General features: G+C 43.1%; 18 protein-coding genes. 13 read left to right on the top strand and 5 right to left on the bottom strand.

Annotated features, from left to right (window positions below; genetic code table 11):
• Positions 1–1,104, bottom strand: a complete 1,104-nt coding sequence (apbC, locus tag JJQ94_RS13395) for an iron-sulfur cluster carrier protein ApbC (RefSeq protein WP_099029687.1) — start codon at positions 1,102–1,104, stop codon at positions 1–3.
• A gap of 202 nt (positions 1,105–1,306) precedes the next feature.
• Here apbC and metG point away from each other — a divergent pair, with 202 nt between their 5' ends.
• On the top strand, positions 1,307–3,343 hold the full coding sequence (metG, locus tag JJQ94_RS13390) for a methionine--tRNA ligase (RefSeq protein ID WP_099029688.1): 2,037 nt from the start codon (positions 1,307–1,309) through the stop codon (positions 3,341–3,343).
• Between the two features lie 516 nt (positions 3,344–3,859).
• Here metG and JJQ94_RS24440 read toward each other — a convergent pair.
• The 4 genes from JJQ94_RS24440 to JJQ94_RS13370 all read right to left on the bottom strand — a co-directional run bounded on the left by JJQ94_RS24440 (position 3,860) and on the right by JJQ94_RS13370 (position 7,130).
• Complete coding sequence (locus tag JJQ94_RS24440; RefSeq protein WP_367302661.1) at positions 3,860–3,982, bottom strand: hypothetical protein; 123 nt, start codon at positions 3,980–3,982, stop codon at positions 3,860–3,862.
• A 4-nt stretch (positions 3,983–3,986) separates the two neighbouring features.
• The gene (locus tag JJQ94_RS24435; protein WP_442960340.1) at positions 3,987–4,052 is read right to left on the bottom strand and encodes a hypothetical protein; all 66 of its coding nucleotides are present in this window, start codon (positions 4,050–4,052) and stop codon (positions 3,987–3,989) included.
• Between the two features lie 148 nt (positions 4,053–4,200).
• Entirely contained in the window at positions 4,201–5,523 is a 1,323-nt protein-coding gene (locus tag JJQ94_RS13380; protein WP_099029691.1) for a methyl-accepting chemotaxis protein, read from the bottom strand.
• Between the two features lie 302 nt (positions 5,524–5,825).
• Complete coding sequence (locus JJQ94_RS13370; RefSeq protein WP_099029692.1) at positions 5,826–7,130, bottom strand: NAD(P)/FAD-dependent oxidoreductase; 1,305 nt, start codon at positions 7,128–7,130, stop codon at positions 5,826–5,828.
• Positions 7,131–7,833: 703 nt separating this feature from the next.
• Here JJQ94_RS13370 and JJQ94_RS13365 point away from each other — a divergent pair.
• The 12 genes from JJQ94_RS13365 to JJQ94_RS13310 all read left to right on the top strand — a co-directional run bounded on the left by JJQ94_RS13365 (position 7,834) and on the right by JJQ94_RS13310 (position 15,851).
• Positions 7,834–8,904 carry an AAA family ATPase gene (locus JJQ94_RS13365; RefSeq protein ID WP_236596616.1) on the top strand — a complete coding sequence of 357 codons (1,071 nt, stop codon included), beginning with the start codon at positions 7,834–7,836 and terminating at the stop codon, positions 8,902–8,904.
• 109 nt (positions 8,905–9,013) lie between these two features.
• Positions 9,014–10,234 (top strand): AraC family transcriptional regulator, encoded by a 1,221-nt coding sequence (locus JJQ94_RS13360; RefSeq protein WP_099029694.1) that lies wholly within the window; start codon positions 9,014–9,016, stop codon positions 10,232–10,234.
• Between the two features lie 300 nt (positions 10,235–10,534).
• A complete protein-coding gene (locus JJQ94_RS13355) occupies positions 10,535–10,831 on the top strand; it encodes a RebB family R body protein (RefSeq protein WP_010371676.1) in 297 nt (98 codons plus the stop codon).
• A gap of 138 nt (positions 10,832–10,969) precedes the next feature.
• A complete protein-coding gene (locus JJQ94_RS13350) occupies positions 10,970–11,236 on the top strand; it encodes a RebB family R body protein (protein WP_010371679.1) in 267 nt (88 codons plus the stop codon).
• 71 nt (positions 11,237–11,307) lie between these two features.
• Positions 11,308–11,574, top strand: a complete 267-nt coding sequence (locus tag JJQ94_RS13345) for a RebB family R body protein (protein ID WP_010371682.1) — start codon at positions 11,308–11,310, stop codon at positions 11,572–11,574.
• Positions 11,575–11,655: 81 nt separating this feature from the next.
• Positions 11,656–11,847 carry a RebB family R body protein gene (locus tag JJQ94_RS13340; RefSeq protein ID WP_099029695.1) on the top strand — a complete coding sequence of 64 codons (192 nt, stop codon included), beginning with the start codon at positions 11,656–11,658 and terminating at the stop codon, positions 11,845–11,847.
• A 16-nt stretch (positions 11,848–11,863) separates the two neighbouring features.
• Positions 11,864–12,199 carry a RebB family R body protein gene (locus tag JJQ94_RS13335; RefSeq protein ID WP_099029696.1) on the top strand — a complete coding sequence of 112 codons (336 nt, stop codon included), beginning with the start codon at positions 11,864–11,866 and terminating at the stop codon, positions 12,197–12,199.
• A gap of 41 nt (positions 12,200–12,240) precedes the next feature.
• Positions 12,241–12,600: a hypothetical protein gene (locus JJQ94_RS13330; RefSeq protein ID WP_017218642.1), complete on the top strand. Its 360-nt coding sequence runs from the start codon at positions 12,241–12,243 to the stop codon at positions 12,598–12,600.
• Between the two features lie 39 nt (positions 12,601–12,639).
• On the top strand, positions 12,640–13,647 hold the full coding sequence (locus JJQ94_RS13325) for a hypothetical protein (protein ID WP_099029697.1): 1,008 nt from the start codon (positions 12,640–12,642) through the stop codon (positions 13,645–13,647).
• 15 nt (positions 13,648–13,662) lie between these two features.
• Positions 13,663–14,130, top strand: coding sequence for a hypothetical protein (locus tag JJQ94_RS13320; RefSeq protein ID WP_010371699.1), 468 nt, complete (start codon positions 13,663–13,665; stop codon positions 14,128–14,130).
• A gap of 26 nt (positions 14,131–14,156) precedes the next feature.
• Positions 14,157–15,566, top strand: coding sequence for a hypothetical protein (locus JJQ94_RS13315; RefSeq protein ID WP_099029698.1), 1,410 nt, complete (start codon positions 14,157–14,159; stop codon positions 15,564–15,566).
• Positions 15,567–15,593: 27 nt separating this feature from the next.
• Positions 15,594–15,851: a hypothetical protein gene (locus JJQ94_RS13310; protein WP_017218638.1), complete on the top strand. Its 258-nt coding sequence runs from the start codon at positions 15,594–15,596 to the stop codon at positions 15,849–15,851.
• Positions 15,852–15,953: the final 102 nt, after the last annotated feature.

Genomic DNA, 15,953 nt, shown 5'->3' with positions numbered 1-15,953 from the left:
TTAGTCTTCCGTCATCACAATCTCAACACCCGATGTTGAGTCTGATTGGTAATATAACATACTGGCAACCAGTTGGGCACAATCAACATAGTGATCCGCTATACCATGATTGTCAGTCTTATTTTCTGAATTAGGCTCACGGGTCCCGGCAATGATATCTTCGCCCTGCTCCGTTGCTGTTCTGATCTGTTCGTTGAGCGGTACTTCCGCAAGCAAAGGCACGCCATAGCGACTCGCCAACGTAGTGCCACCTGAGTGACCAAAAATATGGTTGCGGCTACCACATTGCTCACAATTGAAGTAACTCATATTTTCGACCAAACCTAAAATGGGGAGCTGCACTTTTTCAAACATCGCGATGCCCTTCTGTGCATCCGCAAGCGCCAAGGTCTGCGGTGTGGTGACAATCACCGCACCACTGGCTGGCACTTTTTGCGTCATGGTAAGTTGGATATCTCCGGTGCCAGGTGGCATGTCAACAATCAGATAATCCAGCTCACCCCAATCCGTTTCATTTAACAATTGAGTAAGCGCTTGAGAAGCCATTGGTCCTCGCCAAACAGTGGCGTCCTCTGCGGAGACCAAAAAGCCGATAGACATGGCTTTAATGCCCGACTTTTCAATTGGTAATAGGGTTTTATCATCTTTCGCCTGAGGCTTTTCATCCTCAAGAGCCAGTAAGCTCGGTAGTGAAGGGCCATAAATATCAGCATCTAGCACACCGACTTTCGCGCCTTGAGCACGTAGCGCATACGCCAGATTAATCGCAGTGGTAGACTTACCCACCCCGCCCTTACCTGAGGCAACAAGAATAATATGTTTAATGGCTTTAAATTTTGGTCTGCCGACAACGACGACTTTCGATGTCACCTCAACGGGCTTGCCTAAGTGTTGCTGTAGATAACTAGCAACATCTTGGTCGCATTGGATGGCAAATGGAAAATTAATTTGTACTTGAATTTGCGCCTTTGATTCTTGTGTTTTGATCACCCAATTTGCATCAATTCCCACTGGTAATGCGGCACTACGATAGCCATTTAAAAGCTCAATGATCGCCTGTTTGGTGTTTTTCCCCTTGGCAAACCATTTTTCCAGTCCAAACATACAAATTAAACTCCTCTGGGTGATGAAAATAGCCACGGAATTATGTAACATTCAACTCATTAAAACCAGTCAATTCGCGGTTCATGGTCTGAACGAAGGTGAGTCACTAAGCACACTTGTCCATTCAAGTGTTAACTCGGTGAATAATCAACCAATTCAACACCATCAATTAGAAAGATCGCGCTAAATTCATGGAATCGTTATGACGAAGAGAAAAATTCTCATTACCAGTGCATTACCATACGCAAACGGCCCCACACACTTAGGCCACTTGCTGGAATATATTCAAACCGATATTTGGGCTCGCTTCCAAAAGCTACAAGGCCATGAAGCCTATTATGTATGTGCGGACGATGCGCACGGCACGCCAATCATGCTAAATGCACAGAAGCAAGGTATCACGCCTGAAGAAATGGTTAAGCAGGTGAGTATTGAGCGTCAGCGTGACTTTGCAGACTTCAATATCGAGTTTGATAACTATCACAGCACACACAGTGACGAAAACCGTGAACTAAGCGAGCTAATCTACACTCGTTTAGACGAAAAAGGCTATATCAAAAAGCGCACGATTTCACAGTTGTTTGACCCAGAGAAAGGCATTTTCCTACCAGATCGTTTTGTTACTGGTACTTGCCCGACTTGTAAGTCTGAAGATCAAAATGGCGACAGCTGTGATGCCTGCGGTGCAACCTACAGCCCAACAGAGTTGATTGAGCCAAAATCGGTGATGTCTGGTGCGACACCCATCTTGAAAGATTCAGAGCATTACTTCTTTGACTTACCTGCATTCGAAGACATGCTAAAAACATGGCTACGCTCAGGTAGTCTGCAATCTGAAATGGCGAACAAGCTAGACGAATGGTTTGCAGACGGCTTGCAGCAGTGGGATATCAGCCGTGACGCCCCCTATTTTGGTTTTGAAATTCCGGGCGCTCCTGGTAAATATTTCTATGTTTGGTTGGATGCACCAATCGGTTACATGGCAAGCTTCAAAAACCTTTGCGAGAAACAAGGCCTAAACTTTGACGAGTTTTGGGGTGAAGGCTCTGACGCCGAGCTTTATCACTTTATCGGTAAAGACATCATCTACTTCCACAGCCTATTTTGGCCTGCAATGCTTGATGGCGCTAATTTCCGTAAACCAAATAACGTATTCGCTCACGGTTTTGTCACCGTGAATGGCGCTAAGATGTCTAAGTCAAAAGGCACTTTTGTAAAGGCTCGTACCTACCTTGAACACTTAGATCCTGAATATTTACGTTATTATTACGCGGCTAAACTAAACAGCGGCGTTACGGATTTAGACCTCAACCTAGAAGATTTCGCGGCACGCGTAAACTCAGACTTAGTGGGCAAAGTGGTAAACATCGCGAGTCGCTGCGCAGGCTTTATTACTAAGAAATTTGACGGCAAGCTAAGCGGCTCTATTATGGACGAAGTGCTACTAACTAGCTTTGTTGCTGCAAAGGATTCAATCGCGACACATTTTGAAAACCGCGAATACAGCCGCGCTGTGCGTGAAATTATGACCCTGGCTGACAAGGCAAACCAGTTTATTGATGCTGAAGCGCCTTGGGTGCTTGCAAAGAATGAAGAGACGCTTGAGCGTGCACATCAAGTGTGCTCTATGGGTCTTAATCTATTCCGTGTATTACTGACTTATTTAAAGCCTATCCTTCCAGGTATGGCGAAAAATGTAGAAGCTTTCTTAAACACTGAGCTAAGTTGGGAAAGCGTTGACAACGCCCTTGTTGATCATGAAATCAATAAGTTCAAGGCACTAATGCAGCGTGTTGAACTTGATAAAGTGAATGCGATGATCGAGTCGTCTAAAGAAAGTCTTGAAAAGAAAGTGGGTGGTCAATCTGTAGCAGCAGATCCGAATAGCCCGCTTGCCAAAGAGCCAATCGCTGCGGAAATCGAATTCGATGATTTTGCCAAAGTTGATCTACGTGTCGCAAAAATTGCCAAAGCAGAGCATGTTGAAGGTGCAGACAAACTTCTTAAACTTACGCTTGATTTAGGTGGTGAAACGCGCCAAGTGTTTGCAGGCATTAAGTCGGCTTATTCACCTGAAGATCTTATCGGCAAGTTAACGATAATGGTTGCAAACCTAAAACCTCGTAAGATGCGTTTTGGTATGTCAGAAGGCATGGTGCTAGCTGCAGGCCCTGGTGGAAAAGAAATCTACATCTTGAATCCAGACGAAGGCTCACAGCCTGGCATGCGAGTGATGTAATCACTGTATTAACCAATAAAGGCTTCTATATTTAGAAGCCTTTATTTTTGCTTATACCAAACCTGTGCGCCAAATTTCATTATCGAAAACTAACGGGAACATGGCACTAAACCAAATGATAAACAAACTCATGGTTAAAACTTCTCCTTTGTGAAAGCACACAAAGTACAGAAATCGCAAGGCATGTTCTTGTACAAAATTGAAAACAAGCCAGAGGTTAGCACCGTGTCGACACAAGTCATGCCTTTGGCAAGCAGCTTGGCCTTTTGTATTTTAATTTGCAGGAGGAATTGGTGTGGAATCAGGCCAAAAGCTAGATTAAAACCTTTAATTAATTGAAACCGAGTACTATCCGTTAAACACTCTAACTCATCGAGTGAAATGTTATCTTGCCAGTTATCAAAAAGATAATCTCTTGCACGAAACACGCTTGTGAGTATCAATAAAAGCAGAGCTTTCAGGGTTTGTCACTGAGTCATACTGAGTGAACACTTTTTCTAAGGCCATCAGCAACAATCACTCTTTTGTCAGTGTGAAGCTGGCTTGCTCCATGGCTTGATGAAGCTGTAATAAACCTAAAAATAAACGATTATCATCAATGATGGTGCAATTAACAACAGGCTCTAAGTGCACGCTCATGTTATCAAAAAAGCCGCTGTAGAAATGCGAGATCAAAATAGAACACTCGATAGCGCCACCCACTTGGCACACTTGGAAATCCGGTGTGCACCTCAGAAGAGTTGATCACAACAACGTGATGTGATGTTTAGGCACTATCAGCTTTTGCCCGCCATAGAAAATACCTTTTGAACCGTCTTCTATCACGTCGATGGCCAATTCGTCATGCCAACCACTCACTATTTTGATGATAACTGATCTGCAAATTGTTCAACTGCACTGACAACTTTCTGCGCGCCATGTTGAATCTCATTCATCACTTTGCCTGATTCATTCGACAAAGAAAGGCCTTGCTCCGCTTTTTCTTTACCTTGTTCAATCACTTTTACGGTATTTTTTGTTAAGCTTCTATTTTGCTGTACCACCTCAACGATTTCTTCTGTGGCTTTAGAAGTTCTTGAAGCTAAATGCCTAACTTCATCTGCAACCACAGCAAAGCCGCGTCCTTGTTCGCCAGCTCTTGCGGCCTCAATCGCAGCATTAAGCGCTAATAGATTTGTTTGTTCTGCAATACTGCTTATGCTTTGTACTATATTTGCTATTTGCTCTGATTGTTGATCAAGTGCTGAAATTTCTTTAGCCGCTTGTTCCATTTGTACTGCAAGTTCATTCATGACCGTTACAGTATTATCAATCACCGTTGCACCTTGCACCGCCGCGTGTTCTGTCTCCTGCGAGGTCGTATAAGCAATTTCAGCCGCTTCTGAAACCGCCATCTCACGATTAACTTGCTCAGTTATAACGGATGCAAATTTCATCACTTTGTATAACTCATTCGCATCATTAAAAATGGGGTTGTATGATGCTTCAAGCCAAACTGTAGTGCCCTGCTTATCTATACGCTTAAATCGTCCAGATACAAATTGGCCGCTACGCAACTTCTCCCAAAACTGCTCATATTCAGTTGAGTCTGCTTCTTCTGCACAGCAAAAAATACGGTGATGCTGGCCAACAATCTCTTTTTCGCTATAGCCCATCACACCTAAAAACTGTTGGTTCGCCTTTAGAACATGGCCCTGTAGGTCAAACTCTATAACGGCCATTGAGCGCTGAATGGCATTTATCGTGTCACTTTTCTCTCGAGATGTTGCGATCGTATTGGTTAAAACGGAGCCAAACACTGTAAAATATAGCAGTTGGTCTTGTAGCCCTCTTACAGGGTGAACAATAAATCGCAGCCAATCTTCTTTGCCATCAAACCGGGTTACTTGTAGCGCGCCACACCAGTGACCTTGGTTATCGATTGCTTTTTGTAGCGCAGCAAATTCGGGTGATTTTTGCGATTGTACTGTGACGATGTCATTGAAGAAAATATTCAGTAAATCATCTTCTTGATACCCTAATTCACGAAGAAAGTTGTCATTAGCATCAGATATACGGCCATCGTAAAGCAAATTTAGCACTAACATTTCTTTATAGAGACCCTGTTGCACTTGCTCTAATGGATATAAAGCTGCTTTAAGTTCTTCAATTTCGTTTTGTTGTTTTTTTGAAAAAAACATTGATAGTCCCAAACTAATAAAGTGAATAACATTCACTAGTTTAGGACATAAAAGTGACAATATCACTGGGGGCTGTTGATCTTTCCAGTTCAAAAATCACTCAACCCGCATAGGCAACCACATAATCGAAAATGCCAGTGCTAACATGCTGGCATAATTTCGTTCCAATTTATCGTAACTTGTTGCCTTTTCTGGCATTCTTTCTTCTTGGAATTTCGGAGCGGCTACCTCGCTAACAAATGGAGCCAACAAAGCAAAAAGCCGACTTTCATCGACTTTAGAGATGCTAAAAATTGCTTAACTTAGTGCAGTTTCATTTTTGGCCGCACCACTCTGAGCACCTTTTCGCTTATCCATAGTGCAAAAGTTTTTGCGATACCATGAACTGCGCGCTGATGCATTCTATACAATGAGATGTACATGAATCGTGCTATCTTGCCTTCAATAAAAAAGCTATTGCTGGTTAGGTTTCCCATTAAACTACCTACGGTGCTATAACGAGATAAATTCACTAGGGAGCCGTGGTCACTATAGGTAAACTCGTGTAAAGGTTGATTTTTTAGCGTTGCGATTAGATTTTTCTCTACACATTGCGCCATTTGATGCGCCGACTGAGCACGCGGCGGCACTTGAGTGCCATCCGCTTGCGTAAACGCGCAGCAATCACCGATGACATAAATATGCTCATCTACACTGCTTTGTAAGTATTGATTTACCTCAATTTGATTATTGCGAGTAAGCTCGAACAGCCCAATCTCTCTAATAAAGTCAGGTGCTTTTACCCCCGCAGCCCACACCTTGATGTCTGCCTTTAGCTGTTCGTCTTCTTTAGTGATAAAACTGTCTTCAGTTGCCTGCTTTACCTGAGTGCCTTCTCGCACCGTGACACCTAGCTTCACAAGCTCCCGTTTAGCTGAATTGGCAATACGCTCAGGTAGTGCTGGTAATATTCGAGGACCTGCTTCTATTAAATCAATACGAAGGCGTTTGGCAGTCATTTTACTCAGCCCGTACATTTTCAACATGTCAGACACATGATACAGTTCAGCTGAAAGCTCAACGCCTGTGGCACCACCACCAACAATGCCAATAGTTAACGAATGTTTCGGGTCATCGTCTTGGTGTAAGCGTGTAAAGTTATCGAGAAGTGCATGCTGAAATCGCTCAGCCTGCTGATTTGAATCGAGAAAGAAGCAATGCTCCTTGACCCCCGGCGTATTAAAATCATTGCTAATACTACCAATGGCAAGCACTAAATAGTCATAGTTGACTTGTCGCTCTGGGAGAATACGATGACCGAGTTCCTCTTTTAGCTCACTCAGCGTGATGGTGTTATTGGTGGAGTCTACATGGCAAAAACTGCCGAGTTGAAACTGATAATAATGCTTTGCTGCATGAGCAGAATAAACAACACCATCTAAGTCAGCGTCTATAGACCCTGTCGCGACTTCATGAAGCAGCGGTTTCCAAATATGGCTGCGATTTTTATCAATTAATAAGATTTCTGCTTGGCATTTTTTCCCGAGTTTGTGTCCTAGTTGTGTTGCCAGTTCTAAACCACCAGCACCACCACCGACTATCACGATTTTAGGAAGTTGCGTATTCATCATGTTGCCCTTAAAAGTATAATACTTAAGTACTCTAGGGTCTTTGAAAAGCACTTAGGTATTTCAAATCCATCATGAAATACCTTGTCTGGCAACGCCTTCAATTATGCGCTTTTTTAGTCCGTTTGTCAGTAATACTTAGTCACTACATAGTGCTAGTCGTTATATAGCGTTGACTCGCAAACCTCACTTTTTCCATGACATACCAAACCCGAAGCTCCCCTCCTTAAACTGTATCAAACAATAAATTAAACACTGTAAGATCTTGTAATAGAAAAGAAGCAATAATATAAATAAATTATTAACAACAAACACAGCTAGCAACAATAATGATGTATCAATAACATAACGACAAGGATCTGAATAATGACTACACCTAACCTAGGTAGAATTGCGGTAAATAAAACAACGTTACTAATGCTGAGAAAAAAAAGCCCTAAGTAGAGAGAAGCTTGCTGAAAACTGTACAAACCAACGCTTCCCAGTATCGGTTTCCACAATAAAACGAGCAGAATCTGGTAATCGAGTACTCTGCAGAACTATTCAAAATTTAGCAAAGTATTTCCAAGTCAGTATTGATACATTAATCGATCAAGCTGAATCTCCTTTATGGCTATATAGCTATTTGTTAAACGACGAGCCCACTCCATTATATGGAAGAGAATGGGAGCTTAATCAATTACATATCATTTTTAGTAGAGCGGTGGCGTTATCTAGCGCTCAAACCATCTTACTACAGGGTATGACAGGAATAGGTAAAAGCGCGTTACTCAATGCCTTTATTTGCCACTTAAAAAGAGCGGAGAAAAACTACCTCCTATTTAGCACTAACTCCTGCTTAAATCACAACAACCCTCACTTTTTTGTTGCCAATTTTGTTCGCTCATTATTACTTGTTAAGGCACATAGTGAAGTAGAGATAGGCCATCAAATAGACCTCGTTTCTAGCACACCGCTGAGCGCAATTCGTATGCGTCAATGGGCGGACTTGTCTTTAAGCCTTGCGCACAAGCAGACGCTTCGTCAATTTTCAGACGAGCGCTTAAGGTTGCTTGATAAAACGGTTGTCAGTGATCTACTGGAATATCTCGATCACAAAAAAGTGCAAGCGATCTTGATAGACGATGCACACACTCTAAGCGAGCAAAGCAGGTACTTTTTGAGCATACTTACACAAGTCCAATGTCATTTTGGTATTTTATTTATCCTGTCTGCCCAGAAAAAAAATGCTTTTACTCATCCTCCCAAATGGCTCTCCTCTGCACATATTATCTATCTAAAGCCACTAGATATCAGTTCGATGCAGCAACTAGCACATCACACATTATTGAGCCGAGATATGCTTCCGTGCAAACATCAACATAGAACAGCTATTGCCTTAAAACGGGCATGTGGTAACCCATTATTTTTAATTCAACTACTTTGTGCCACCCATCCCCAGTCAGAACTTCCTGAAACCCTACAGCAACTTACTCAACACTGCCTCAACTCGATGCCATGTGAAGTTGTAAATACTCTTAAGTTTGCAGCGCGAATTGGGCAACACTTCGATACGAAACAACTTCACCAATTTAATGAACATAGAAAAATTCGTGCTCCCCTGTGTGTATTACACAAAATGTTGAGCAGTGGATTGATAACCCAAGACGCTGAACACTACAGTTTTGTGCACCCTCTCGTATGGGAGTCTCTGAGAAGTCACGCAAAAGATTTAGAACTAGATTGGTATAAACACCATCAATCGAATACACAAAACCAAGTGACCCGTATCTGAGCCAATATCCGAGTCAAAATATCCATATCGTTTCCTTGACCCCATAACATGCCATTCAAATGAACCTTGAATGGCATGTTTTCTGCAACATGAGAAATAAGGAAACACCATGTCCACACTCGTAAAATTAACACCTTCAGCACAACCTTGGATTGGCAGTAGTGATGTACTTTTCAAACTGAAACAGCAAATTCAGCATTTAGCACAATGTGATTTACCCATACATATTGTTGGTCAACCCGGTTCTGGGAAGCATTTAGCCGCTTGCCATATTCATGAGCTGAGTAAATCGCATTCTGAAGATATGATTGTATCGTGTGTAAACCATTGGCAAGGTCAATGCGCAGCAACCCTATTGGAAGAGCTTGTCAACCGAGCTCAAAGCGGTACTATTTACCTCAAAAATATCGACGCACTGACTCAAGTGCAGGCCGAGTCAATCAAAGACTACTGGCTCACCCTTTCCCCGCAGTCTCCCGCGCCACGATTAATCACCTCAACTAGCGCGGAAAAACAAACCTCTGCAGACACACACATGCAGTCCGACTCCTTTTTGAGTTGGTTGCATTATCATTGTCTTGAGCTACCCATACCTCCTCTTTACAACCGTAAAGAAGACATCATTGCCTTAATAAACCACTACAAACATACTTGTAAACATCTCGCCAAACTGCAATTTCAAGGACCTGCGCTAGAAGTCTTAACCAGTTATGATTGGCCACATAACGTAAAACAGCTCAAACGTTGTTTAGACAAACTGACGTTCTTATGTGAGCAACCTGAAATCACTAAACAGACTCTGTTGACTCTATTCCCCGCAATGGAAAATAAACCCGCACCAACTAAGGGTAACCTTATCCCACTAATACAAGCTGAAAGCGATTTCACCCAAGCCATGCAAACACTGATAGCCTGCGATGATGAACACAGTTATACCCCTTCAGAGAATCTTGATGGAGCCGACTTTACTCCGTTATCACAGCTAAAGCCTGTCAATAAACCTCATCCCGCTTTAGCAAGAGCACTGCAATATATTGATGACAACTTTAAGAAGCCACTGAGCCTAAGCGAGGTCGCCAGTTATGCGTGCGTCAGCCCTTCTCATCTCTCGTTCTTATTCAAACGTTATGTTGGACAGTCATTTAAACAAACTTTGCTGCGGATAAGGATCAAGACAGCAATGACGCTTTTGCGTGAAGACCCTTATAGTCAAGTGACTGAGGTATGTGACGATGTCGGCTTCTCCGATCTGAGCTTTTTTGTTAGAAAGTTTAAGTCTGTCGTTGGCGTCAGCCCCGGTGCCTATCGAGATCACCGTACAAAACACTGAATAACGGTACAACCGTGTGCTGAATGCCCCTCTCGTGTTCAGCACTTAGTTATCTATAGCTATGGTTAGAATATTTCTTAGCGACCAGATTCAATTTTTGGTATTTCACCTCTGGTGATTCAGATAAATCTACCAAGTAGTTCCTGAGTTATACCAACAATTATGCGAAGTACTGCCAATTCTAACCCTCCTGCGTTTCCTATACTAACCTCAGTGTTTAGGAAGCTCCATCTAGCTTGTTAGACCTAAGCACCACTCATATTTTTTATTCGTCAAACTTAAAGCTAAAAAGGTGGAATTATGGCATTTCCAACAGCAGTAAACGATCAAATTACCGACTCGGTCACTCAGGCAAACGTAAAGGTATTAGGCGACGCTCCAGCGATGTCTATGGGTAACTTATTTCAAGCTACCTCTCAGGCATTAGCTAACGCGGCGCACAATGCGACATCAGCTCAACAACAAGCTGCAATGACAGCGCAAGCGGCAACAACGATGGGGGTGACTACTTTATATTCTATTGACACCGCAACCACAGGTATTGCAACAAAAAGTATTCTTCAACCACAAAAACAGCCGGTTGCTGGATTAGGTTAATTCTCGGCTCCCCGATACTTGTTCAACATCGCGCACAGCAGCGACTCAACGAAGACGCTTATCTGGGAATGTGAGATACCTACAAATACAGCTAACGATATTTAGGCTGAACTTGTTAACGACAATAAGGATAACACTATGGCTTTTCCAACCGCTGTAAATAGTCAAATTACAGACTCTGTTACACAAGCCAATGTACAGGTGCTAGGCGATGCGCCTTCTATCGCTATGGGAAACCTCTTTCAGGCAACTTCTCAGGCATTGGCGAACGCGGCTCACAACGCAACGGCCGCACAACAACAGGCAAATATTACTGCGCAAGCAGTAACAACAATGGGCGTAAATTTACTTTACTCCATTGACACTGCAACGACTGGCATCGCGACAAGTAAGATTTTTGCATAACGTACTCGGTTCAGTCACAAACTAACGGGCTTTAAAGCCTAGACATTTACTACTTTAAAAGGAAGATAGTTATGGCATTTCCAACAGCTGTAAACAGTCAGATCACTGACTCAGTCTCACAAGTGAATACGAAAGTACTCGGTGACGCACCTGCTGTGGCAACAGGTAACTTTATGATTGCTACTAGCCAAGCACTCTCAAACGCTGCACACAATGCAACAACTGGACAGCAAAATAATAATGTGACTGCTCAAGCCGCATTGGTGCAAGGCGTAGATACCCTAATGAGTATCAATACGGCAACTACGGCGGAAGGCATCACTAAAGTCTACCGTTAAGTGCTAAGTCGTACTGATGGCTCCAACATCAGTACGACTTTACTCACCAAGACTTAAGTGCTGCTAAATTGGAGAAATACCATGTTACCCCTTGTCGAAGCACAAACTTTTTCGCTCGGTGTAGCCGCCATCACAATGGGAAACTCTATCTCTTTATTGATGGATAACGCCGTGCAGAACGAAGCTCGAGGTCAGATGATATCCAATGCGAGTGTAGCACAGTGCTGTGCACTCATTATCAGCTCTGGCGTGGCTTCTGTTAAACCAGGATAAGAAAGGAATTAGCAAAATGAGTACAGTAAACGACCAAATCTCAGATTCAGTGAATCAAGTTAATACCCTATTAACGGGCTCTGCTCCAATGCAATCAATGGGCATGCTCAATATTGCGGCAACCGAAACCATGGGGATGTCGATGTATAACGCCGTCACTGCACAGCAAAATGCTCAAACTTCAGCTTCTGCTGCTGCGGCGGCGAGCTGTGCAAAAATGCTACAGCAATCACCGCCCAAACCAGAAAAACCCATAACGCCTGAAGAACAACTGGATCTAAGCAAAATTGAAGAGGTAGTACAAAAACTCCTGCACCAATACCTCGACCCTGATAGCAAAAAAAGCACCTAGAGGTAAACCCAACATAACTTAAATTAACCGAGGCAAAGCATATGAATGAGTTAACAAATGTCGGGCCATCAACACAAGCGACGCTTGATATCATCAAAAATGCCAGCTTAAGCGGCGAGCTAAATAAACTCTCTGGTGCCGGTAAGGCTTATCAGTCAGTTTCTCAATCAACGGCAATTGCAATTCAAGATGCAACCGACAACCTAAGAAATATCAATACCATGGCGACTACCGCAATGGGGGTTGCGATTTCACAAATGCTGGCGACTGGTAAGGTCGAAGAATACAACAGTATCATCGAAGCGGCTAACAAGATGGTTGAAAATGGTACGAAAAACTTTGGCGATGTCGGTAGTTCTGCCAGTGATCTACTCAATAATTTTCCAAGTGGTGGAAGCTAATGGGGGCTCACGTCACTGACGCTGGCACGGGAGGCAAACATGACGATCGTAGTGAATAACACAGAAATTGAACAGTTGGCGCAATTTTCCGACAAAACGCAAACCTTGATCCAATTTTTAAATCAGGGAAAAGAGAGTGTCAACGCCCTCATACAACAGAGCGAGATAATGCGCTTTTCGTCAGAAGCGCAATTTATCGAGCAGCTTTACTTGGGATTGATGAATTCAACGTTGATCTACTTACATCATATTCCCATTTCAATCGATGTGAAAAAACTACTCGAGTTGACTACTAATGATCTCAGAGACCTCGCGACCTTGAGCAATCGAGACTCTGAAAAAGGCAAAGCAATTTTAGCTGATCTATTAACCAAATACCGTCTGTTAGATAGTACGATTCTGAACAAAATTGCACTGTTTTATCGACGTTATAACTTGAGTTACCATGCTCTGGGTTGGAGCGCCTCATTTAAGGATCAACTCAACTTATACCATGTTATTTGTTATTGTGAGCGTTACTATGAACTATCAAATCAAACCGTTATCCCAGCGTGCCAATGGGCAACTCAGCAAGCACAAAATCTAAGTGAATTTGCTCGATATTTATGTATTTACCTTGAGTGGAAAAAGCGCTCACCAAGTCCTATTAGTGCGCTAAATGACGCAATTACTACCCTCTCTCCGGTGGTTAATGCCAACTTAGATTCTCCTGTGGTCACCTACGAACTTCAAGCTATTGATCTACACAATGCGATTAAGCAATGGCATGAAAGTGGAAAATATCTGGGCTTTAGCAGTTTCAGCGCAGGCTTACTTAATATCGTGCTTAACATAGACCTAGGTAAGGGCGATTTAGTGCAAGCTGCAAATGACTATCTTGAAACGCTTCAACATACGCTAATCAACTCATTAGCAAAAGACAGCTATGTCTGTCAGGCCGGCCAGTGCCGGCACTATTTATATGACCTATATCACAGCGAAGCGTTGCTTGATGTTGATAGCCAAGGGTGTCTGAGTGTGCAAAATCACTGGCCGCTGGTTGCATAATAAGAGGACTGAACAATGAATACCAAAAATCAAAAGGTTACAGCGCTTGGTGAACTCTCTCAAGCCGTTATGCCGAAACAAATGAATAGCATTTTAGCCGACATTGATACCATGCTTAATCGCGCACAACACACTATAGATATGTCATTACAGCAATCTTCACAGCTAATTGAACAGTCTCGTCAACATCTCGCCAGCATTCATAATGCGCTCGAGAGTGAGACTCAAATAAACCAATCTGACGCTCACGAAACGCCCTACCAAGATACATTACTGCAAGCGCAAGTAACACAATTAGAGGACCAGCAAGCACAGATAGAGCAAGTATATACGGAGCAGGAAGTCGCAGCTCGCCAAAGTGCTGAGGCCGCACAACAAGCGATGGAAGAAACGCTAAAAAACATGGAAAAGCAGCTAATGCATCAAAATCAAGTCTTTCAACATGATGTAATGCAGCGCAGTGCTGACACGCAAGGCGAATAAAACAAGTTGCAGGGAGCCTGACCACAATGATCCAAATAGATTGTAAACCTATAGCCTGGTTACCAGACGAAGACGTAAAAATTGCAGCAGCAAATAAACAGATGCAAGCACTCATGGCGCGCCTGGTAGACGCACCTAAATATCATACGCTGACAATTGAAGATAGAAAGCAGCTAGTAAGCGAGGGCTACGCTCCTGACTTAGTAAATAACCTAGTATTTATCACGCTCAGGCTGACAGGCTTAACAGAAGACTTGGTTAATGTGGGGTTTAACTATGCCGCTTTTGATACAGCGCTATTTGCATCCGATCATTTGAAAGCTCACTTGCAACAACTCAGTAATGGCTGCTGTGCCTATTGCGAAAGCTATTTATTAGCGACAAACTCCGGCGAAGTTGGCCACTTCAGGCCTGTTGAGTTACTGGAAAGACCGGTTTCAACACATTTAGACGTAGTGGCGACCTGCTCGCCGTACTTTTCATTGGCATATGATCAAAACAACCTACTTTTTGTCTGTAATGCTTGTCACGAGCAATATAAAGGTGGTCAATTTCCACTTGTTGGCGAACGTGCGCCACTGATTAATATCGACCAAGAGCAGCCCTTACTAGTCTGCCCTTACCTAGAAGACCCAAGACAATTTGTCCGCTTTGACCCTCAATCAGGTCGAGCCTATGCCTTTGATGTTTTGTCTACTTTTTTGATGGACAGCAAATCTATCAGTCACAATGAAGCCGAGCAGCTTGTTTGGTCACAGCCCGAATTACTTCAAGAGTCACACGACTTGATGGAATCGCCTGCGTTTACGAGATGGCTTCAGTCATTAGACAAGGATAGCGCAATACAATTAACCAAAGGTCAAACTACGATTGAAATACTTGGTTTAAACCGCCCAGAGCTGGTTATTTCACGTCTGAACGCAATTGGCCAATTACATTTTGCTTATGAACGCTTTAAGTTAAGTAAAAATGACGATTTGCCAGCCTTTATTGACTCACTCCCGCTTTTGCAATACCGAAGTTTGGCTATAGATGCACTACACACTTGGCATAATCAACAGAGTCCTCAAGCAACCACAGACAATACCACGACTCACCAAAACCAGCCATCCAGTTTGCCATTTCCAAACTGGTTTCGAGCGTCATTACGCTATTGCGTGGAAGAGTCTAACCTTGCGGATAACCACAAACGAAACTTAGTTTTTCTCTCTGCCAACGATAGACTCTACGGTCAAAAGGCCAAAGAAAGATGTGTATTTCTGCCAGTAAACTGGAAACAGGACAAGCATAAGCTCATCAAAGTGCGCTCCCAACGCAATATTTGGGAAACTTCTTTATCTGAACTAGCTGACTCGCGGCCGCTAGAGCTCATCAATTTGTTTACTCATAACGATGTTTGGGTTGAAGGCCCATTCGAAGCACTACACAGTGCATAATTTAACCATTAGTAAGGATATTCCATCATGACCACTCAAAATGAACAATCCGTTCTCAATGCAGAACAACAAGCAATGCAAGCAGTATCACAAGCTGAGGTCGCTACGGCAGCTCAGTCCACAGGCTACGCTACGGCTACGCCTTATGAGGCTGAAAATATCGCGAACAACGCCGTCGTCGCAGCAGATCAGAGTGTCTATCAGCAAGCGTTTGATGCCCCTGCCACCTCAACCCCAGATGAAGCAGAGCAACAAGCAACCCGAGCTGTTGAAGCTACTGAATAAAAGTCACAAATACCCGGCTCAGTCGGGTATTTTTCATGCATACCTTCTTTCAATTTGCAGTAACCTTACGAATAAATACCAACGACTCCAGACTTTTTACCA

This window comes from Pseudoalteromonas sp. GCY, assembly GCF_016695175.1.
Classification (GTDB): domain Bacteria; phylum Pseudomonadota; class Gammaproteobacteria; order Enterobacterales; family Alteromonadaceae; genus Pseudoalteromonas.
The sequence above is the reverse complement of the archived record's forward strand: the minus strand, read 5'-3'. Positions and strand labels throughout refer to the sequence as shown.